Annotated in this window: 18 protein-coding genes and 8 tRNA genes; all 26 read right to left on the bottom strand. The window is 46.5% G+C overall.

Annotation, left to right across the window (positions count from 1 at the left end; genetic code table 11):
* Window positions 1-58: 58 nt before the first annotated feature.
* The 26 genes from FS818_RS25445 to FS818_RS25320 all read right to left on the bottom strand — a co-directional run bounded on the left by FS818_RS25445 (window position 59) and on the right by FS818_RS25320 (window position 21,051).
* The gene (locus FS818_RS25445; RefSeq protein WP_145335911.1) at window positions 59-1,645 is read right to left on the bottom strand and encodes an extracellular solute-binding protein; all 1,587 of its coding nucleotides are present in this window, start codon (window positions 1,643-1,645) and stop codon (window positions 59-61) included.
* Between the two features lie 505 nt (window positions 1,646-2,150).
* Entirely contained in the window at window positions 2,151-4,352 is a 2,202-nt protein-coding gene (locus tag FS818_RS25440) for a helix-turn-helix domain-containing protein (protein WP_260989969.1), read from the bottom strand.
* A gap of 330 nt (window positions 4,353-4,682) precedes the next feature.
* On the bottom strand, window positions 4,683-5,630 hold the full coding sequence (locus FS818_RS25435) for a ribose-phosphate diphosphokinase (protein WP_090924777.1): 948 nt from the start codon (window positions 5,628-5,630) through the stop codon (window positions 4,683-4,685).
* 89 nt (window positions 5,631-5,719) lie between these two features.
* Entirely contained in the window at window positions 5,720-6,559 is an 840-nt protein-coding gene (hisJ, locus tag FS818_RS25430) for a histidinol-phosphatase HisJ (protein WP_145335907.1), read from the bottom strand.
* Between the two features lie 14 nt (window positions 6,560-6,573).
* Window positions 6,574-7,320 (bottom strand): bifunctional phosphoribosyl-AMP cyclohydrolase/phosphoribosyl-ATP diphosphatase HisIE, encoded by a 747-nt coding sequence (gene hisIE, locus FS818_RS25425; protein ID WP_397351817.1) that lies wholly within the window; start codon window positions 7,318-7,320, stop codon window positions 6,574-6,576.
* Window positions 7,313-8,074: an imidazole glycerol phosphate synthase subunit HisF gene (gene hisF / locus FS818_RS25420; RefSeq protein ID WP_090924775.1), complete on the bottom strand. Its 762-nt coding sequence runs from the start codon at window positions 8,072-8,074 to the stop codon at window positions 7,313-7,315. The genes hisIE and hisF overlap by 8 nt, the downstream gene beginning before the upstream one ends.
* Before the next feature lie 30 nt (window positions 8,075-8,104).
* Window positions 8,105-8,839, bottom strand: coding sequence for a 1-(5-phosphoribosyl)-5-[(5-phosphoribosylamino)methylideneamino]imidazole-4-carboxamide isomerase (hisA, locus tag FS818_RS25415; RefSeq protein ID WP_090924774.1), 735 nt, complete (start codon window positions 8,837-8,839; stop codon window positions 8,105-8,107).
* Between the two features lie 156 nt (window positions 8,840-8,995).
* Entirely contained in the window at window positions 8,996-9,616 is a 621-nt protein-coding gene (gene hisH, locus FS818_RS25410; protein WP_145335904.1) for an imidazole glycerol phosphate synthase subunit HisH, read from the bottom strand.
* 3 nt (window positions 9,617-9,619) lie between these two features.
* The gene (gene hisB, locus FS818_RS25405; RefSeq protein ID WP_145335903.1) at window positions 9,620-10,261 is read right to left on the bottom strand and encodes an imidazoleglycerol-phosphate dehydratase HisB; all 642 of its coding nucleotides are present in this window, start codon (window positions 10,259-10,261) and stop codon (window positions 9,620-9,622) included.
* The gene (gene hisD / locus FS818_RS25400; protein ID WP_145335901.1) at window positions 10,254-11,558 is read right to left on the bottom strand and encodes a histidinol dehydrogenase; all 1,305 of its coding nucleotides are present in this window, start codon (window positions 11,556-11,558) and stop codon (window positions 10,254-10,256) included. Before hisD ends, hisB begins: the two co-directional genes overlap by 8 nt.
* Window positions 11,559-11,621: 63 nt before the next feature.
* Window positions 11,622-12,281, bottom strand: a complete 660-nt coding sequence (gene hisG, locus FS818_RS25395; protein ID WP_145335899.1) for an ATP phosphoribosyltransferase — start codon at window positions 12,279-12,281, stop codon at window positions 11,622-11,624.
* Between the two features lies 1 nt (window position 12,282).
* Window positions 12,283-13,482, bottom strand: a complete 1,200-nt coding sequence (locus FS818_RS25390; protein WP_145335897.1) for an ATP phosphoribosyltransferase regulatory subunit — start codon at window positions 13,480-13,482, stop codon at window positions 12,283-12,285.
* 525 nt (window positions 13,483-14,007) lie between these two features.
* Entirely contained in the window at window positions 14,008-14,550 is a 543-nt protein-coding gene (locus FS818_RS25385; RefSeq protein WP_145335895.1) for an acyltransferase, read from the bottom strand.
* Window positions 14,547-15,203, bottom strand: a complete 657-nt coding sequence (ppaX, locus tag FS818_RS25380; RefSeq protein WP_145335893.1) for a pyrophosphatase PpaX — start codon at window positions 15,201-15,203, stop codon at window positions 14,547-14,549. Before ppaX ends, FS818_RS25385 begins: the two co-directional genes overlap by 4 nt.
* Window positions 15,204-15,209: 6 nt before the next feature.
* Entirely contained in the window at window positions 15,210-16,244 is a 1,035-nt protein-coding gene (lgt, locus tag FS818_RS25375; RefSeq protein ID WP_145335891.1) for a prolipoprotein diacylglyceryl transferase, read from the bottom strand.
* Window positions 16,245-16,442: 198 nt separating this feature from the next.
* A complete protein-coding gene (gene hprK, locus FS818_RS25370) occupies window positions 16,443-17,381 on the bottom strand; it encodes an HPr(Ser) kinase/phosphatase (protein WP_090924765.1) in 939 nt (312 codons plus the stop codon).
* Between the two features lie 363 nt (window positions 17,382-17,744).
* Window positions 17,745-18,869, bottom strand: a complete 1,125-nt coding sequence (locus FS818_RS25365) for an ABC transporter ATP-binding protein (RefSeq protein WP_090924764.1) — start codon at window positions 18,867-18,869, stop codon at window positions 17,745-17,747.
* Between the two features lie 103 nt (window positions 18,870-18,972).
* Window positions 18,973-20,169 (bottom strand): PucR family transcriptional regulator, encoded by a 1,197-nt coding sequence (locus tag FS818_RS25360; RefSeq protein WP_145335889.1) that lies wholly within the window; start codon window positions 20,167-20,169, stop codon window positions 18,973-18,975.
* A 147-nt stretch (window positions 20,170-20,316) separates the two neighbouring features.
* Window positions 20,317-20,389 (bottom strand) — tRNA-Lys (locus FS818_RS25355).
* Window positions 20,390-20,396: 7 nt separating this feature from the next.
* Window positions 20,397-20,482, bottom strand: a tRNA-Tyr gene (locus FS818_RS25350).
* A 12-nt stretch (window positions 20,483-20,494) separates the two neighbouring features.
* A tRNA-Phe gene (locus FS818_RS25345) sits at window positions 20,495-20,567 on the bottom strand.
* Window positions 20,568-20,586: 19 nt separating this feature from the next.
* Window positions 20,587-20,664: transfer RNA gene (locus FS818_RS25340), tRNA-Asp, on the bottom strand.
* Window positions 20,665-20,673: 9 nt separating this feature from the next.
* Window positions 20,674-20,749: transfer RNA gene (locus FS818_RS25335), tRNA-Thr, on the bottom strand.
* Window positions 20,750-20,754: 5 nt separating this feature from the next.
* Window positions 20,755-20,830, bottom strand: a tRNA-Val gene (locus FS818_RS25330).
* Window positions 20,831-20,839: 9 nt separating this feature from the next.
* A tRNA-Met gene (locus tag FS818_RS25325) sits at window positions 20,840-20,916 on the bottom strand.
* Window positions 20,917-20,959: 43 nt separating this feature from the next.
* Window positions 20,960-21,051: transfer RNA gene (locus FS818_RS25320), tRNA-Ser, on the bottom strand.
* Between the last annotated feature and the right edge of the window lie 145 nt (window positions 21,052-21,196).

The following is a 21,196-nucleotide window of genomic DNA, read 5'->3' as shown; positions in this document are numbered from 1 at the left end:
CTGAGCGACGGCACAAGCCTCCTCGAAACACTTCATTTTACAGACATTTCATTTCTGCTTATTGTTCAGCAGCTTCCAGTTCTTTTTTCAGTTCAGATCCGCCTAAGGACATGTAGTCAGCCATTTCTTTTTCATACACGGCATCAAATTCTTCAGGTTTTGCCATCGCTGTTTTTACGATAATAACGTCCAATTTGTCTGACAGTGCTGTGCTGTACTTCATCTCTGCCTGAATTGGCTTACTGAAGACAATAGGTCCAACTGTATCTGTGTTTGCAACTTCAAGTGCTTTTTTCAAGATTTCCTGATTTGCTGGAGGGAAGCCCATAATCCATGCTTTTTCATTCAAAGCTTGATCACCCAAGTTTTTACCGTTCGAGATAATCGCTGTATCACCTGCGTTGAACAAACGATCTTTTGCTTCTTGGGTAGCGTCTGCTTTAGCAACCGGAACACCGTCTACCAGATCGTAGTTCTCGCCTTCCACACCATCATAGATGTCAGTCAGGTTTTTATCGGAAGCCATCCAATCCAGATATTTAATCGCTTCTGCCGCACGTTCGCTGCTCTTCGGAATCATGATGTACATACCGTTAGATCCATAACGGGACTTAATATGTTTTCCGTCAGCATACGCATTGGTGTATGCATCGAGCGGAGCCAGTTTGCTGTCCGGTTTGTTTGTTTTCAACAGATCATAAGATCCATCTGGCCAGAAAATGGAGTCCACATCTTCAGAGAAGAAACCGGTATTTCCGTTTGCAATATCTTTGTTTAATTGAGTTTTATCTTTATCCAAGCTGAAATCCTTGCTGATCAGGCCTTCGTTGTACAGCTTGTTCAAGAACTGCATCGATTCTTTGAATCCTTCATGCAGAGGTAATTCATAACGTTGAGAATATGTTTTATCCCCAGCGATCGGCTTAATGAAAGAGTAAATCAGTGGCTCATAGGAAGCTGGTGCAAGTGCAAAGCCCATAGGAATGTTTTGACTTCCCACCTGGCCAGGATCTTTTTCTTTAAATGCTTTCAATGTGTTATACAATTCATCTGTTGTTTTAGGTGCTGGCATTCCCAGTTTATCTAACCAATCTTGACGAACGAAGGAGCTGTACCGAGCCGTAATCGCACGTTTACCCGGAATCGCGAACTGCTGTCCTTCCACTTGACCAAACTTTAATGTATCTTCGCCCAAAAACTTTTTCAGATTCGGTCCATACTGATTAATCAGATCACCTACATCTGTCAAACCGCCTTGTTGTGCATAGCGGTAAAACACGCTGGAGTCATAAACGAAGACAATATCAGGAACGTCCGAAGCACTAGCCATCAGGACATTCAGCTTGGTTACTTCCTCAGAACGTTGAACAGGTACGAATTGCACGTCAATGTTGTTCGGATCACCAAAGTTCTTTTGAATCATTTGAGAGATAAAGTTGTTTGAGATCGTGTACTGAGATGGTGTTTTCCCCCGGTCGAAAAGCTCCACCTTTAATGTGACGCGTTTTCCATCACCAGATGCTCCGCCTTCCGCTGATTTGTTGTCTGAAGATCCGCACCCCGCAAGTAGTGAGACACCCATTACTGCTGTAAGTGCCAACCCCATCAACTTCTTTAGACTCCCTTTTCTTGTCATTCTGTTCATCCCCTTTGGCTTTACGTGAATGTTTTAAAGCTTGCCCCGAGTATTCCATATTATTGTGATCCCTGACAACAGACTAAATTCGGGTACGTTGGTAAACGAGTTCCGGTTTGCCTCATATGCTTATTTTCGTAGACTGCCAAAATGCCCGAAAACCTTATGGTATAAGGCTTTAACAGTGTTCCGCCTATCTTTGTGTGTAAGGTACGGATAAACCATTTTCCCACACTGACTAAATTCGTAAATAACATGCCGATGTAATGGTGGAAGTTCTTCTGACATCATGGTGAAAGTATCATGTGTGTTTCATTATTTTTCAAGCGCTTTCATTTTGATGGTGTCTAATAAACAAAACAAGGTGAATCGTTGCATGTGAACTCTCCATACATCCCGGAGACTTCATTGCATTGATTCACCCTAATTTTAGAAATCATCACTTTCATGATGTGCGAAAAACTGACACGATCATTTAATTCATTCATAGAATTTCGATCTATTCTAACCCGGCTCACTCATCCGCTACCTTTGGATCTTTCTTCATCCGACGATAATCCCCGGGAGTAATTCCAGTAACCCGCTTAAACACACGTCCAAGTGTGATTCCGTTCGCATAACCTACCTTCAAAGCAATATCCTGCAATGAATAATCGGTATCAAGCAACAACTTCTCTGTTTCTTTCATCCTAAGGTCGGTCACGAAGTCGACAAACTTCATGTTGAATTCGGTCTTAAACAGATAGCTGGCATGCTTTCCGGAAATCTGAAAACGGTCACTCAGATGTTTAAGCGACAGATCGGGATTGGTGAACTGCTCCTCGATATACTTTTTCATTTCATTAACCATCGCTTTATAACTCTTCGTTTCCGTAACTGCAACATACGTGCGGAACAGATCGGTGAGACTATCAAACAACAGCACCTTAACATCGTCTAGTGATTCTGCTTCTTCCATCGCTTTCAGCCAATTGTTAATGTTTTCTTCAGACAGTTCTTTCTGTAACCCTTCAGACATCATAGAGACTTCACGGCTGAGCATTTGGAGCATCGCCTGAATCAGGGAACGTATCTCATCATCCGGCAGTTTATTTCGCTCAAACTCCTTAAAGATATCCTCCAATTGCTCTCTCCACTGTCCACTCGACATCCTGAACCGTTTGACAAAGTCTGCAATCATCTGCAAATACGTATAGGTCTCCAGCAAAGGATGCTGCATCTCGCTTGTTTCCGCTTCACCCACATCGCCATTCATCAGCAACTTGCGTTGCATCACCGCTTCAGCGGCTGTAAACGATTGATGAATAGATTCAATTCCTTCAGCAACCGGTCCAATGCCAAAGCTGAGGGAAATTCGAAGATTCTGCTCTACCCAGGATTTACATTCCTCGGCAACCACTCGGATCTGTTTAGCTAAATCTTGTCCCTGCTGCTCTTCTTCCTTTGAAAAGAAAAGAATAGCAATCCGATCCGCACTGATCCATTCTGTCCAGCATTGAACTTTTGTATCCCGAGAGAGCTCCTGTAATACATTCATCAAGGCAAACTTAAGTGTGTTCTGTTCACCTCTCGTGAACTTTTCCTGAAATCCCTTCTCATAACGGTTAATATCCCCAACGACCACAATAAAACGGGAAGCCTCATGAGCTCCATCAAATGGAGATACCTCATACAGTTGCCCGGCTGCATTGTCCACATGTTCACCTTGAAGCAAAGCGCTAAACAGCTTACTCCGCTGCATAAGCACATTTTCACGACTCTTTTTATCGTAATCCATCATATGATTGATCAGATTTTCAAGCACACCATCAATCATCTTCATCTCGTCCATACGAGCACCAGATTGTTCAAACGCCTTGATCTGTTGAGATTCAATCCGGTTCATAATGATTTGAATTGGCTTGTAGTTCCGCCGGGTCACATACACGATATAGATAATTGCACAGATCACCGTAAATATAGCAATAAATACCCATACATACGATACAACAGAAACCCAGCCAAACAAATTACCTGCTTTGATGCCGCTAGTGATTGTCCATCCCAATCGTTGCAAAGGCATCTCGTTTAACTTGGTGCCGTCGAGTGCACTCTCCTTATCGGAATGCGCATTATAGATGACCCTGCCCTCCTGATCAGTTATCGTCAGGAAAGAGAGTTTTCCATTTACCATACTATCCACGCTCTGCTTGATGCTGCTCATCTTGATATTGATGACCAATGCACCCTCTGAGCCAAATGGCAGTGGCATTTCTTTGTTGACGGTCAATACTTGCACGGGTGTCTTCTGCACATCATCCCATTCTATCTCACGAACAGGCTGCCATCCTTGACCCATATCACCTTTTAGAAATTGATTTATCCATTCTTTGTCTCCGAAGCTTTCCACATCTCTTGAACCACTCACCGTTATCACGCGCTCATGCTGCTTGTCATAAAGGTATATGGACTGAATCCATGAAGAAGAGTTAATCATCTCGCGTAAGTTTTGTGCAATGGTATATACCGTGTCCGAATTATTTGGATTATTTTCATTAAAATAACGTCTGTACGCTGGCTCATATTGCACTTTCTCCGTTACAGCCAGCTCAATGTCCCGAATTGTATGATCCAGCGTAGTCGCGAGATAACTGGAAGATATCCTGTCAGCCTTCCGGGTTTCTTCTTTGGAAATATCATTAATAAAGACAAACGCACTAAAAATGATTATGGTCATCGTAAAGAAAAATATAGGGAAATATGAAAAGAGCAATCGATAATACCACGTGCGCGACAATAGACCCCACTCCTCACTCCACGATGCCAATGTCCATCAGCCGTGGTTCTACTGTTTAGTATCCGTAACAAAACCATTCCAGATTCATCTATAAATAAAACGCTATCATTTCATAATATTTATAGTTATTATATCACAAGCGACCAAACAGCAAAGCACAGAATTCAATTCGTGGAGTCAAAACAAAAATACCGTGCTGAGCAAATGCACTCAGACACGGAACATGAAACGAGATTGGACTGTGATGTACCCGGTTATCTCATCATAAAATTAAATACCGGAGTCCTTAAACAGTGTGGCCATAGATCCACCATCAACAATGATGCGGATAGCTCGTGAAAGCATTGGCGCGACGGGTAATACTTTAAAACAATCCGGGTGATCCTCCGGCAGTGCAATGGAATCTGTTACCACAACCTCCGTAATGGATGGATGATTTAGTTTGCTTACTGCTCCATCCGAGAACAAGCCATGCGTTGCGCAAACATATGCATTCTCTGCACCGCGTTCCTTTAACCCTTCAACAACATTTACAATCGTTGTACCTGTATCGATCAGGTCCTCGATAATAATCGGCGTTCGTCCCTCAACGTCACCGATAACATGCGTGATAATCGATTCATTATGACTTGGACGTTTCTTGATCATGATCGCAAATGGTGAATCCAGACGATTCGCCAGCTTCTCCGCCATGGATGCTCGTCCTGCATCAGGAGAAACCACAACCGGGTTTTTGATCTCTTTGCTGAGCAGGTATTCGCTGATTAAGTCCAGTGAAGTCATGTGATCTACCGGAATGTTGAAGAATCCCTGAATTGCAGCCGCATGCAGATCAATCGTAACCACCCGGCTTGCACCCGCTGTCGTTAATACATCTGCAACCATCTTGGCCGAGATAGGCTCACGTGGAGCAGACTTCCGCTCTTGCCGAGCATAACCGTAATACGGAACGATAATATTTACCGTGCGCGCCGACGCTCGTTTTGCCGCATCAATCATAACAAGTAATTCGACAAACAGTTCATTGATCGGATGAGACAAAGACTGTATCAAAAACACATCACAATTGCGGATCGTTTCTTCGTAATGAACGTATATTTCTCCGCTCTTGAACCGGGACAGTTTAATCTTACCCAGTTGTACTCCCAGCTTGTCGCATACCTGCTCTGCAAGCTTAGGGTTAGATGAACCGGAAAAAATACGTAACGAATGCTGCATAATGCCCTCCCGCGGGTTATCCCCGATCATAATTCCTTGTATAGTTATGTTGGAGAATCCAACTCGTATATAAGGTTATTTTACCCTTATTATACTCCACTGCTGTCTACATTTAAAGGAATGAACGAGCGCTGGCGGCTTTCAAACACAGCCACTTGCTTACAGCCGAGTTCATGTAAAAGCGCTTCTGCCTCAGGCAGATAATCGCCTAACTTCATGGGATCATGTGCATCCGATCCCATCGTTAGAGGGATGCCCAATCGAATCGCTTCGGTCAGCATTCTTCGACTTGGAAACATCTCTGCACATGGCTTGGACAAGCCTGATGCATTTAGCTCCATAGCACAGCCACTTTTTGCAATAGCTTGCAAAGCCGCATCCTCCAGTGCAATGCGTTCCTCATTTTGCTCAGGTGAAGGCACATATCCAAAACGTTTGATTACATCCGAGTGCCCTATGATATCATACAACCCTGTAGCGGCTGCTTTGCTTACAGCATCATAATACTGGCGGTATACTTCAAGGACATCCTTGCCTTCCCAGTGGTGAGTCTGACGGAAATCGGTAATATCCCATTCACCCAGAAAATGCACGGAGCCAATGACATAATCCCATGGATAACGTTCAATAATCGAACGAATCTCCGATTCAAAGCCTTCGATATAATCCCCTTCAAGACCGACACGGACATCAATCTGCCCGCGGTACCGTTCCTTCAAGGTGAAACATTCCTCGACATATCGTGGCAGTTCATCCATAGGCATAGCCATCTCTGGATAATATTCAGCCGGATCTACATGCAGGAGCGGCATATGATCAGACAACCCAATCTGGGACAGACCGATGGCGATCCCGCGTTGCACGTATTCTTCCAGCTTGCCAACAGCATGTCCGCAGCGTTCATGGTGGGTGTGGTAGTCTATACGCATTCAGCGTTCGCCTCCTAATCGCGGCGTGGCCGTTCGTGACGGCGGCTCAATTCCGACATGATGTCATCCAGCGGCAGCTTGCGCTCTTGGAGCAATACGAGCAAGTGATACATCAAGTCACTGACTTCAAGACGAAGCTCGTCATTGTCTTTATTTTTCGCGGCAATAATCGTCTCGGAGGCTTCCTCACCGATTTTTTTCAAGATTTTATCGACACCTTTGTCGAAGAGATACGTGGTATACGCACCTTCTGGACGTTCGCGCTCACGCTCAGCAATGACGGATTCCAGTTCAGCCAGAACCTCGAAGCGGCTTTCCGCATTAGATGAAGAGGTCGCGCTGGAGTTTGCAGTGCTTCCCGCTTCTTCTTTGTTGTCTTGTTCTGTTTCACTAGCGGACAACCCGATAATTTCATTATGGAAACAAGTCACTGCACCTGTATGGCAAGCCGGCCCCTTCGGTTTAACTTCAACTAGCAGTGTATCGCCGTCGCAGTCATATTTCAAAGAAACGATCTTCTGTACATTGCCTGAAGTTGCTCCTTTATTCCACAACTCCTGACGTGAACGTGACCAGAACCATGTCTCACCGGATTCAAGTGATAGCTTGAGGGATTCACGGTTCATATAAGCCATCATTAACACTTCACGGCTATCCACATCCTGCACAATGGCAGGAACTAATCCTTCATCCCAGCGAATATGCTCCACAACCTGCTCCAAGGAGAGTTGCTCCTTGATTTCATCGCTCACTTTAGTCACGGATTTCCACCCCTTGCTCTCGTAATTGTTGTTTTAATGCCGGTACGGCAATTTCTTTATAGTGGAAAATGGTTGCAGCCAGACCTGCGTCCGCTTTGCCTGTTGTGAATACATCATAGAAGTGCGATTCTTTGCCTGCACCGCCTGATGCAATTACAGGAATGCTCACCGATTCCGAAACGGCAGCGGTCAGCTTCAGATCAAAACCGTCTTTTGTACCGTCTGCATCCATACTGGTTAACAGAATTTCTCCTGCACCCAGTTCTTCGGCCTGTTTAACCCACTCCAGTGCTTTGATGCCAGATGCTTTCCGTCCGCCGTGGGTGTAGACTTCCCACTCACCCCACGCCTCGTTATACTTGGCATCAATAGCAACCACGATACATTGCGAGCCAAAGCGGCGTGCGCCATCCGCAATAATCTGTGGATTAAGTACCGCCGCTGTATTTACCGCAATTTTGTCCGCTCCTGCACGCAAAATACGCTTCATGTCCTCCACTTTGGAGATCCCGCCACCTACCGTAAACGGAATGGCAATTTCGCCTGCCGTCTGTCTTACGACTTCCTCCATCGTTTCACGGCCCTCCACCGATGCGGAGATATCGAGAAATACAAGTTCGTCCGCGCCTTCGCGGTCGTACAGTGCCGCCAGCTCTACCGGATCACCCGCATCGCGGAGATTGACGAAGTTCACGCCTTTAACGACCCGGCCGTCCTTCACGTCCAGACAGGGAATGATTCTTTTTGCCAGCATACTGTTTCTTCCTCTCTACCCGATTATCCGTTACTTGTTAACCAAACGCACTGCTTCAGCCAGATCAATACTTCCCGTATACAGAGCTTTACCTACAATGGCTCCGCCAACACCGTCATCTGTATGACGACTCAAGCGAAGCAAATCATCCATGACACTGACACCGCCAGAAGCAATAACTGTCCGTCCGCTTGCTTTGGCAAGAGACACAATCGCCTCAACATTAGGCCCTTGCATCATACCGTCACGGGAAATGTCCGTAAAGATAAACGTTTCCGCTCCATAAGCAGCAAGCTCCTTCGCCAGCACTTCAGCCTGTACCTCGGAGGTTTCAAGCCAGCCACGAGTGGCAACATATCCGCCCCGCGCATCGATACCGATCGCTACTTTATCTCCGTAACGTCCCAGTACTTCTTCCGTAAAAGCACGATCCTCAATCGCCGCTGTCCCGATAATCAATCGGCTAACACCCAGTCCCAATAAACGTTCAACGTCAGTGACTGTACGAAGCCCGCCCCCAACCTGCACAGGTACACTCACTGCGGATGCAATGCGTCCTATCAACTCATCGTTAACCGGGTATCCTGCTTTGGCACCATCCAGATCCACCAGATGAACGTATGTACCGCCTTGCTTCTCCCAATTAAGCGCAACCTGAACCGGGTCATCGTTGTACACCGTTTCTTGATTATAATCACCCTGCACCAGTCTTACACATTTGCCGTCCCGGATATCGATCGCGGGATATAAGATAAAAGATGACATACAAGTCCTCCTGAGTGTGGATTCGATTGAAATTCGATTCAACTTTCATGTAGCTTCAAGTTGAATATATTTATAACTGATTTTGTTTTAGATGAGTATAACAGTACATACAGCTTACTGGAATAACCTTGATACGCGATAAGGCTTATATTGATGTTAAACTACTGAGCTCGTCAAAGACAGGAAGTTGCCCAGCAGTTTCATGCCAAGCTCACCGCTCTTCTCGGGATGGAACTGCATGCCAAAGTTCGAACCTCTACCCACAATGGCTGTAACGGGATGTCCGTAATCCGTAACAGCGAGCAGATCACCCTTATTTTCGGTAAGTGCATGATACGAGTGTACAAAATAAACATGCCCTGCATCCAGGCCGGCCAAGAGTGGATTTTCAGGATGTAGAAATTCCAAACGGTTCCATCCCATATGAGGAACCTTCAGCTCACTTGGTGCGAAGCGCACTACTTTTCCCGGTAAAATGTCCAGTCCTTCATGCTCACCATGCTCCTCACTGGAGCTGAACAATAGTTGCATGCCCAGACAAATGCCAAGGAGCGGTTTCGTTCCAGCAGCCGCTTCTTTAACGACTACATCCAAACCCGTCTCCCGCAAATGCACCATCGCGTCGCCAAAAGCACCAACCCCCGGCAAAATAACACCATCCGCACCAAGAATAGCTTCCCGCTCACCCGTGACCAGCGCTTCATAGCCAAGACGTTCGACCGCTTTGCCGACGCTGTGCAGGTTCCCCATACCGTAATCGACAATTGCAATCGCCATCGTCTACAGCACTCCCTTCGTGGAGGGCACTCCGGTTACTCGTGGATCAATCATCGTTGCTTCATCCAGCGCACGTCCGAGAGCTTTGAAGACCGCTTCGATCATGTGGTGTGTGTTCTGACCGTAGTGTACGATGACATGCAACGTAATCCGCGCTTCGAGCGCCAATTTCCACAGAAATTCATGCACAAGCTCTGTAGAAAAGCTGCCTACTTGTTGTGACGGGTACTCGGCCCGATATTCAAAGTGCGGACGGTTACTCACATCAATGATAACTTGTGCGAGCGCTTCATCCATCGGTACAAACACGCTCGCATACCGCTTAATACCACGTTTGTCGCCGAGCGCCTGATAAAGCGTCTGTCCCAGACAAATGCCGATGTCTTCAACCGTGTGGTGATCATCAATATCGATATCTCCGCGAGCCTGTACGTTTAGGTCAAACTGTCCATGTTTTGTGAACAGATCGAGCATATGGTTCAGAAACGGTACATCCGTTTCAATATTCGATTGTCCTGAGCCATCTACGTTGAATGACAGCTGAATATTGGTTTCGTTCGTTTTGCGGTCGACATCCGCTTGGCGAACTGCACTATTATTTTGAAGCTCTCCACCCTGTCCTGCACTCTTATTCTGATTATCCATTGTCCGATTCCGCCTTTCCTTCCTGTTCTAAACGTACAGCGATTGCACGAGCGTGTCCTTCGAGCCCCTCATGACGGGCTAATTCGATAATGGCCGCTCCGTTCTGCAACAATGCTTCTTTACTATAATAAATCAGACTCGATTTTTTGATAAAATCATCCACATCTACAGGTGAGCTAAACCGGGCCGTTCCATTGGTCGGAATAATATGATTCGGTCCGGCGAAATAATCGCCCACCGGTTCAGAGCTATACGGCCCGAGGAAGATGGCACCGGCATTCTCGATCCGGCCAGCGTAAGCCATAGGCTCCTGCACCATGATCTCCAGATGCTCCGGTGCAAGCCGGTTCACGACATCGATTCCCTCGTCGATGGAATGGACCACAATAATCGCACCATGCTGCTCCACGGAAGCAGACGCGATATCACGCCGCGGCAGCACATCCAGCTGCCGCTTCACCTCGGCCTGCACCGCTTCCGCCAGCGTGGCCGAACTCGTGACGAGAATGGCCGATGCCATCTCGTCGTGCTCCGCCTGCGACAACAAGTCCGCGGCGACATACACCGGGTTCGCCGTGTCATCGGCGAGCACCACAATCTCGCTTGGCCCGGCGATACTGTCGATATCGACCGCCCCATATACCTCGCGCTTCGCGAGCGCCACGTAGATATTACCCGGTCCACAGATCTTGTCGACCGGGGCAATGCTCTCCGTGCCGTAAGCGAGGGCGGCGATCGCCTGGGCGCCGCCAACCCGGTACATCTCGTTCACGCCCGCTTCCGCGGCAGCCACGAGAATGTACGGGTTAATGCCCTCACCCCCGTTCGTCGACGGCGGTGTGACAAGCACAATTTCCGGCACGCCTGCGACCTGTGCCGGAATGACATTCATCAGCACCGACGATGGATACGCTGCTTTCCCTCCAGGGACATACACCCCGACTCGCTTCAGCGGCCGAATAATCTGGCCGAGCAGACTGCCATCCGGCTGCCAGTCCATCCACGAATTGCGTTTCTGCTTCTCATGAAACGCACGAATATTGACGGCGGCTTGGCGAATCGCCGTCACAAAAGATGGCTCAACGGCTGCATACGCTGCCTGGAGCTCCTCCTGCGGCACGCGCAGCTGCGCAGCCGTCAGCGTCGTACGGTCCAGCTGCTCCGTGTAACGCAGCAGGGCCGCATCACCTTCCCGGCGAATATCTGCGACAATTCGCCGTACCGATTCATTTTGCTCCGGTGTACCATACTCCACTTCCCGTTTCAAGTCAAAGTCCCGTGCTGATACAATCTTCATCCGTACAACCTCCTCGCCTATCTGCTTCTCTTGTCTATAGTCAATGGACTTCCTATCTATCCTCTATCTTCTCGCTCTTCCCGCAGAAACCTCATTCCCACTTGGAATAACCGATTGAAGTGCATCACACAGCGCCTGAATACGTGCATTTTTCATCCGGTAGCTCACCCGATTCGCAATCAGACGACTGGTGATATTCAGAATTTCTGTCATTTCCACGAGTCCGTTCTCACGCAACGTCTGCCCGGTCTCCACCAGATCGACGATCCGATCAGCCAGTCCGATTAGAGGCGCAAGCTCAATTGATCCGTTCAGCTTAATTACCTCAACCTGTTGGCCTTGCTCACGGAAGTACTGGGAAGCGATTCGTGGGTATTTGGTCGCCACTCGTTGCTGGATACCCGCCTTCCAGTCCGGTAACCCGATAACCGACATACGGCACTGGGCAATGCCCAGATTCAGCAGTTCATACACATCACGATCCTCTTCAAGCAACACGTCTTTCCCGACAATGCCGATATCGGCAACACCATACTCCACGTAGGTTGGCACATCCACAGGTTTGGCCATAATGAATTCCATCCCGGCTTCTGGCACTTCAATCACCAGTTTGCGTGTATCGTCCACGTCCTCCGGAATGTCCAGACCTGCCTCACGAAATAATTTGGAGGCCTTTTTATAGATGCGGCCCTTAGGCATCGCCACCTTCAGAATATCCGACATCTCAGTTTCCTCCCTTTTTCGATCCATAGATGATGACCTGTTCAACCTGATCCGCAGTCGTTTCATATGTTCCATGTTTCGACTCTGCCTTTTCATTAGCAAGAAGCGATGTAACTACATTTTGACCCAAACTGCGTAATCTCGCTGCTTCGGTCAATGCCTCAGCACGGCGATCCGGGCTATATTCAATACGTACCGGTTTCGTCTCTTCAATAGTAACACCATGAACACCATCAATAATCCGATTTGTTTTTAACGCAAATCCTGTAGCCGGAAGAGCTCGCCCGAACTGCTGCAACAGATTGTCATATCTTCCGCCGCTACATACAGGTGATCCCAGCTCTGCCGCGTAACCTTCAAATGTCATGCCTGTGTAATAGGAGAAATCCCCGATCATCGTCAGATCAATCAGCACATGCTCGGAGACACCATAGGCCTCCAATACTTCAAACACTGCACACAGATGTGCAATAGATTGTGCAGCTTCAGCACTTGAGCTAAGTTCGCTCGCATGGGTGCATATTTCTTTCCCGCCACGCAGACGCAAAATGGCTTCAAGCTGTTGTTTCTGCTTGGGTTCGAGGTTCAAGGCTTCAATGGACTGACGGTAGCCCACATAATCACGTCCTAAAAGCCCTTCCTTTAATTGCTCCTGCTCAGCCGTCTGACCCGGAATCACTTCTTCCAGCAGTCCATTCAGAAAACCCATATGGCCCATTGCTATTTTAAAAGAAGATACACCCGCTGCCTGCAACGAGGCAATTGCAAGTGCAACCACTTCAGCGTCCGCCTCAGGGGAATCGTCCCCTACAAGTTCAACACCTGTTTGGAAAAATTCAGCCTCCCGTCCGGCTTCCTCTTCAATGGAACGAAATACATTCGCATGATAGGACAGACGTAGCGGCAAAGCTTCATCTTTGAGCATCGATGATACTACACGCGCAATCGGAGCTGTCAGATCAGAACGCAGAACCAGTGTCGTTCCCCGGCTGTTCAGCAATTTAAACAATTTGCGATCCGAAGTAGAGCTAGCCACCCCTACTGTGTCGTAATACTCAATCGTTGGCGTTATAATCTGACGATAACCCCAGCGCTCCATGCACTCCAGTACGTTTCGTTCAATTTTACGTAGCTTGGACACCACATGCGGTGTATAGTCACGGAAGCCAGTTGGTTTTTCAAAGCCTTTTGGTTTGGACATATAAATGATTCACCCCGAGTCATGAATTTGGATTGTTATATACAGTTGCACTATAATATTTTCACATCTGCTACAATACGATGACATAATTTGAATTGTCGTCTCTATCGTCTTTAACGCTCTATCTCAAAAGGATTTATGTATGACAAATCCCCGTTCTATGTTAGTTACCCTAATTTACAGCAAAGCTACATGTCCTCTAGTTTAACGAAGGCTCCACCTTTTACATTAATAACCCGTTTCTTCTATTAGAATTATTGTCACCCTTACCCTAAATACTTTCACATGGTAAAGTGCTAACAAACTAAAGGATATGGGATATGATAACATGGATGTACTGAATCGTCAACAAACTTAGACCATGATTGCTCTTGATTACTACCTGGACTAGGTAAACCTGCCCTGACTATCTATTATGGTTCGTCACCGTTTGCTTCAATTCAAGTTTTGTATACGAAAAAAGCTGCCCCTCAGCAGCTCTTTCCTCCATGCATTAGTTCACTTACAAACATGATAATCCCGCGCTTAATGTAACTTTCGCTGAGAAGGTTCCTCCGTTTTGAACGCCTTTTCTTCCGTCGATTCTGCCGAACGTGACAAATCACGCAAAGGATTGCCTCCGACAAAGGCTCCTGGAGCAACATCCTTATGAACTACTGCCCCCGCAGCAACTACGGCACCGTTCCCGATCGTTACCCCAGGCAGGATCGTCGTATTCGCTCCGATCAGCACATTATCTCCGATAATGACATCACCAAGTCTGTACTCTTTAATGAGATACTCGTGAGCCAGAATCGTGGTATTGTAACCAATCACTGAATTTTCACCAATCGTTATTTTCTCCGGAAAGAATACATCCACCATTACCATCAGACCAAAAGCTGTATGCTCCCCCACCTTCATACCGAGCATTCGTCGATAAATCCAGTTTTTGAGAGGCAAAACAGGGCAGTACCGTGACAATTGAATCCAGATAAAATTACGAACGCCCTTCCATGGGCTCACTGTCTTGTAGATATGCCAAAGTGCATTTTGACTTTCTACCGGATAGCGGGTTACTTTTCTCATGAACGGCCCGTTCCCTTAAGGACTACATCCAGCAAATCCCTCATATCATGCAACATGTAATCTGGCTTATACCCACTCAGTACCTGCTCCCCTTTAAGCGACCAGGCCACACCAGCAGAGAGAGCACCCGCATTTTGCGCCGATTGAATATCGACAGGACTGTCCCCTATCATCAGTGTGTGAGCTGGATTGGATCCCAGTTCCGCCATCGCTTTTTGCACCGGTTCCGCATGAGGTTTGGGATGAGTTACATCCGTCACAGTCACAATGGACTTCATATATTTAAGCAAATCAAAGCGCTCCAGCACCTTTAATGTAGAAGGGCGAATTTTGGTCGTCACCACACCCAGCGTAATCCCTGCCTGATCCAAAGCCTCAACCACCTCGATCACGTGTGGAAAAGGCCTGACCATTGCTTCATGGTGGATATCATTATAGGCACGATACCCTTTGACGTACTCCGATACCTCTTCCTGACCTGAAAAGGTCCGCATTTGTTGCTCCAATGTGCCTCCCATATGCGGGATAATCTGTTCCCTTGTCCATGGGGAAGCATGATCCCAACTTTCCATCACATGCAGGAATGAGTTGATAATCAGCTCATTGGTATCAATAATCGTTCCATCCAGATCGAACAGTACCGTGTTAATCACGTTGCATTACTCCTTTTTATCTTCGACTTGCTTCGGATCATCTTGAGCCTGATTTGGTGCCGTTGTTACCTTATCCTCTTCAACAGCTACTGTTTCCGAATGTCCAATATCATCTGCAGCCACTTTCGACGGGACAATCGGATCACTATAATGTGCACTTGCTTTGCCCGTCACTCTTCTCACGATAATAAACACAACAGCAGCAACAATAATGCCAATCGCAAGCAGTTGTGAAATTCGTACATTACCGTACGCTGGATCTAAATAACCTTGTTCGAAGCCGAGTGCAGTCATTGGAGACCATAGTCCGTTCACGAATGAAGCAATCCATTCCGGAGCCTGGAATGCCAGACTATCGGTACGTAAAGCCTCAATAAAGAATCGTCCGATGGAATACCAGATGAAATAGGACATAAACATCTCGCCTGCACGCATGAACTTCTGACGACGAAGCACCAGCAACAGGATCAGCCCTGCAAAACTCCATACCGATTCATACAAAAAAGCCGGATGATGGAATACACCCTCCACGTTCATTTGATTCACAATAAAATCGGGCAGGTGCAACTTGTCTCTTAAAAATGATTCCTCTACAGGACCGCCATACGCCTCCTGATTTACAAAGTTACCCCAGCGTCCAATCATCTGTCCAACAATCAGTCCAGGTGCACAAATGTCGGCCATACGCCAGAAGTTATATCCTTTACGACGGAAGAAAATAACTGCACATATAATAGCACCAATCAGTGCGCCATAGATCGCAATACCGCCATTCCATATTTTAAAAACGTCCCACAGGTTGTCCTTATAATCTTCCCACTTAAAAGCCACGTAGTAGATTCGGGCTCCAATAATGGCAGAAGGCACACCTAGCAAAACCATATCCATAAACACTTCTTGCGGAATATTAAATCGCTTGCCCTCCCGAATAACAAGCAACAACCCTAAGAGCGCCGCAGTACCCAAGATAAGCCCATACCAGTGAACCTTTAAAGCGCCAATAGAGAACGCAATCGGGTTCAACAGTAATAATGTATCCATTCATTCACACTCCTATCAATCAATTCACAGCGGTAAGCATGACCGTGTGGAGCCTGCGATCAACCTTCCTGTTTGAAGGTGTGCAGGCTCCGGATGCCATAAATCATAAAAACTTAAATCTTTATATTTATAGCTTGATGCCTAATGTTGCCCTTACCCAGCCATTCAGCTGATCGGGGTAACTTTCCTTAGCCCACCTTAGTCCATATCTTCCATATCTTCCGAAATCGTTGCTGTCAGCTTGTTCGTGAACTGGAGTGCAGCATTAAGCCCCATCTGTTTCAAGCGATAGTTCATGCCCGCCACTTCAATAATTACAGCCAAGTTTCGTCCAGGACGAACCGGAATAGTAACCAAAGGTACATCGGTATCAATAATACGCGTTGTTTCTTCATCCAATCCCAGACGATCATACTGTTTATCCTGTTGCCATGCTTCAAGACGTACAACCAATGTAATCCGTTTATTATTACGAACAGCGCCCGCGCCAAACAAAGTCATGACGTTGATAATACCGACACCCCGAATTTCAAGCAGGTGACGAATCAGTTCCGGTGCGGTACCGTGGAGTTGAAAATCGGAGGTTTGGCGAATTTCAACGGCATCATCGGCAATCAGACGGTGACCGCGTTTAACAAGCTCAAGCGCAGTTTCACTTTTACCAATACCGCTACTGCCAGTGATTAGCATACCTACACCATACACATCACACAATACACCGTGAATGGTAGCTGTCGGCGCCAACTTACCTTCCAGGAAACCCGTAATACGGCTGGAAAGAATCGTTGTCGCCATGTTGCTGCGGAGCACAGCCAGATTCTGTTCTTCACTGATATCGATCAGTTCCTGAGGAACTTCGAGTCCACGTGTAACCACAATACAAGGTGTTTCCTCTGTGCATAGACGCTGCATACGTTCACGGCGCTCATGTTCAGGCAACATTGCAAAAAAAGCCAGCTCTGTTCTTCCCAGCAGTTGCACCCGCTCTTTTGGATGATATTCAAAGTAACCAGCCATCTCCAGGCCAGGACGGTTAAGATCATCTACCGTGATAAACCTTTTCAACCCCTGTGACCCTGACACCACTTCCATCTGAAACTGCTGTACCAATTCGGATACTTTCACTTTTTTCGCCATTTGTCTCTTCCTTTCAGCATTCGCTGTGCCTCTATGTACCCCATTCGTGTATCGTTTCTTTCCATTATTAGCGTATTCACAACGTGATTCATAACCAGGTCGTTTCGCATGTAAAATATCTCTCTTTAATACTCCAATATGCAACATTTTGAAGACAGACCTTCAAATAATCTTAAATGAATTTGAGATCGATTGCAATCACAGACTCCCTGCTCGATCTGCACTATAGTTTCATCCGAACGGATGAACCATCCCATGCATTTTTGAAAAAAGCCCCTTCCAGCGAAAACGGAAGGGGCTCGATTTACGTTATATAATTGCGTTACTTCCAGATTCCATCGATACTGAGGATTTTCAGTAGGATTAGTCTTGAAGAAGCACGTTAACTTCGGATTCTTTATCAAAGATATGAACTTTGTTCATGTCAATGGCCATTTTAACTGTGGAACCATCACGAGTGTTGGAACGTCCGTCAACACGTGCGATTGTAGTGTCGTTACCTACACCGCTCAAGTAAAGGAGCATTTCGTGACCCAGGTTCTCTGTTACATCTACGTGAGTAGAGAATACAGAGTTCGGGGAAGCTTCCAGGAATACTGGTTCTTCGTGAATGTCTTCTGGACGAACACCCAGAATCACTTCTTTGCCTACATATCCTCTGGATTTCAGCACTTGCGCTTTACCTTGCGGGATTTCAACATCCACACCAGGAGCTACGAAGTGAAGACTAGCACCTTGCTCAGCCAATTTACCCGAGATGAAGTTCATTGTCGGGGAACCGATGAAACCAGCTACGAACAGGTTCGCCGGGTGGTTGTACAGCTCTTCAGGAGAAGCTGCTTGTTGGATGATACCATCCTTCATAACTACGATCCGGTCACCCATCGTCATTGCTTCGATCTGGTCATGCGTTACGTAGATAACGGTTGTTTCCAAACGTTTAGCCAGCTTAGTGATTTCTGCACGCATTTGTCCACGGAGTTTCGCATCCAAGTTGGAGAGCGGCTCATCCATCAAGAAGACTTGTGGATCACGGACAATCGCACGTCCCAAGGCGACACGTTGACGTTGACCACCGGACAATGCTTTAGGCTTACGCTCAAGCAAGTGCTCGATATCGAGGATTTTAGCTGCTTCACGTACACGTTTGTCGATCTCGTCTTTTTTAACCTTACGCAATTTCAAACCGAATGCCATGTTTTGATATACGCTCATATGCGGATACAAGGCATAGGATTGGAATACCATCGCGATATCGCGGTCTTTAGGTGCAACATCATTCACGACACGGTCACCGATATAGAGTTTACCTTCAGAAATTTCCTCAAGGCCTGCGATCATACGCAGTGTTGTTGATTTACCACAACCGGACGGACCTACCAGTACCAGAAACTCTTTGTCTTTAATGTCCAGGTTAATATCAACTACAGTTGCTTTATCAGAACCCGGGTATTTTTTGAAAATATGCTCTAAACGTACTCCTGCCATGATTGTTGCCTCCTCAGAGATCATTTTGTAATCGAATTCAATTTGTAGTTTTATAATACCCTATCGCTTGGTTATCTGACTATTCGCAAACTGCACAAAAATATTAAGCCTTTTTCGTCACTTTGTACATCAGAAGTAAAAGTTGCACAACGATCGCACTTTTAAAGTGTCTTACATCGTAACCAATCTCCTGTTTAATCTTATCCAGACGGTACACCAGCGTATTACGATGTATAAACAAACGCTTTGCTGTCTCGCTAACGTTACAGTCTAAACTGAAGAAGGTCTCCAATGTTGCCAATGTCTCGCTGTCATTAAAGAGAGTCGTATCCTTTCCCGTTTCCCGGATAAAACGCACTCGCTGTTGCTCAGAAATACTAGCCACCAATTGCTCTAGTTGTAGATTCCAAGGAAGGTGGATATGCTGTGTAACATGGAAAGAGCGACCAAGCTCCAAACTTTCCTGAAGAAGGAAAGTCACCTGAAGCAACGCCTCTTTGGGAATACACGGTAGCGAAGCTGACAAGTGGAAAACACCGGCGAACTCACTGGCCACAAGCTCATACAGTCCCATACAAAAAGCATTGAGTGATTCTTTTCTCGCCTCCGCTGTATCTTCATCGGCCTCACCGGTAACAATTTCTTCGTCTCCCATGAAGAGCCATTCTTGCTCTCCCAGTGGGATTAGTGTGATGTCTTCACCAAAATAACTTTCAAGCAACTTATTCAAAACTTTAGATTCAACACGCTGAGAATCCGGAGTCTCACCCTGTAACAGAAAAAGAACTTTCTCCTCCTGAAATCCTGCAATAGAAGCAAACGAATCAGGCAGTGGATCGAAACTGCCCGCATCGTAATCTTTAATCTGCTCCTTAAGCCATATTCCCAGCGAGGATAATTGTTTATCGGTATCATTCTTGAATAGCGATGAATTATCGCTTTGACTCGTACTAAACTTATTAAGAATCAGTAATTCAATTAGACGCCGAGTCTCCATTGTAATAGATGCCGCATCACATCCCCAGCACAGAACGGTTCTCGCCTGATCATTTATGCCGACTTTGAAAAAGACGCGCTCACCATGATGTAAACTCAGAACATCAGGAGATCTTGAAGAACTTTCTACTGAACCACGTTCACCTTTACCCGTTCTACTTAGAATATGCTGCGGTTTATTTTCATCCAAGCCAATCAAATGATCAATGGAATGTATCCACTCATGCATCGTAATTTCATATTCATCCAATGTGGTGCCTATAATAATTTCAATTTGCTGTTTTAAATCAGGTATGAGCTTCATCTAATGAACTTCACCACTCTGCTTTATTTTTATCATCATTTTATCATATCTTGATGTTTGCTGCTCTGTATCCACTATATTCAATATATCAGTGTAAACAAAAAGAGTGATCGATCATATTAATGATCGATCACTCTTTATTTAAGATGAGTCATGAAGGATTCGAACCTTCGACACCCTGATTAAAAGTCAGGTGCTCTACCAACTGAGCTAATGACTCATAAAACTGGTGGAGGATGATGGATTCGAACCACCGAACCCGTACGGGAGCAGATTTACAGTCTGATGCGTTTGGCCACTTCGCTAATCCTCCAAGGATTAAAGGTGGCTCGGGACGGAATCGAACCGCCGACACGAGGATTTTCAGTCCTCTGCTCTACCGACTGAGCTACCGAGCCATATTTAATTTTAGATTAATGGCGGAACCGACGGGATTCGAACCCGCGATCTCCTGCGTGACAGGCAGGCATGTTAGGCCAACTACACCACGGTTCCAGGCATTAATGGTGCCGGCGAGAGGACTTGAACCCCCAACCTACTGATTACAAGTCAGTTGCTCTACCAGTTGAGCTACACCGGCGTATATGGTGGAGGCTGAGGGGATCGAACCCCCGACCCTCTGCTTGTAAGGCAGATGCTCTCCCAGCTGAGCTAAGCCTCCTGGGTAATATGGTAGCGGCGGAGGGGATCGAACCCCCGACCTTACGGGTATGAACCGTACGCTCTAGCCAGCTGAGCTACACCGCCATATTATACATGTTTTGATTGCTTGTCCATCCTTAGGTAAAGATGGCGGAGAGAGAGGGATTCGAACCCTCGCACCGATTACTCAGCCTAACCCCTTAGCAGAGGGTCCCCTTATAGCCACTTGGGTATCTCTCCAAAGACAATCTTAACGTTGTACAAGGATTGCTCCTTGAAAACTAGATTCGAAACGAAACGCACGCGACTCAAAACTTGCATTTTGGATAAGCCCTCGACCGATTAGTACTGGTCAGCTCCATGCATTACTGCACTTCCACCCCCA

This window comes from Paenibacillus xylanexedens (assembly GCF_007680605.1).
Classification (GTDB): Bacteria; Bacillota; Bacilli; order Paenibacillales; family Paenibacillaceae; genus Paenibacillus; species Paenibacillus xylanexedens_B.
This window is presented reverse-complemented; position numbering and strand designations above follow the sequence as displayed.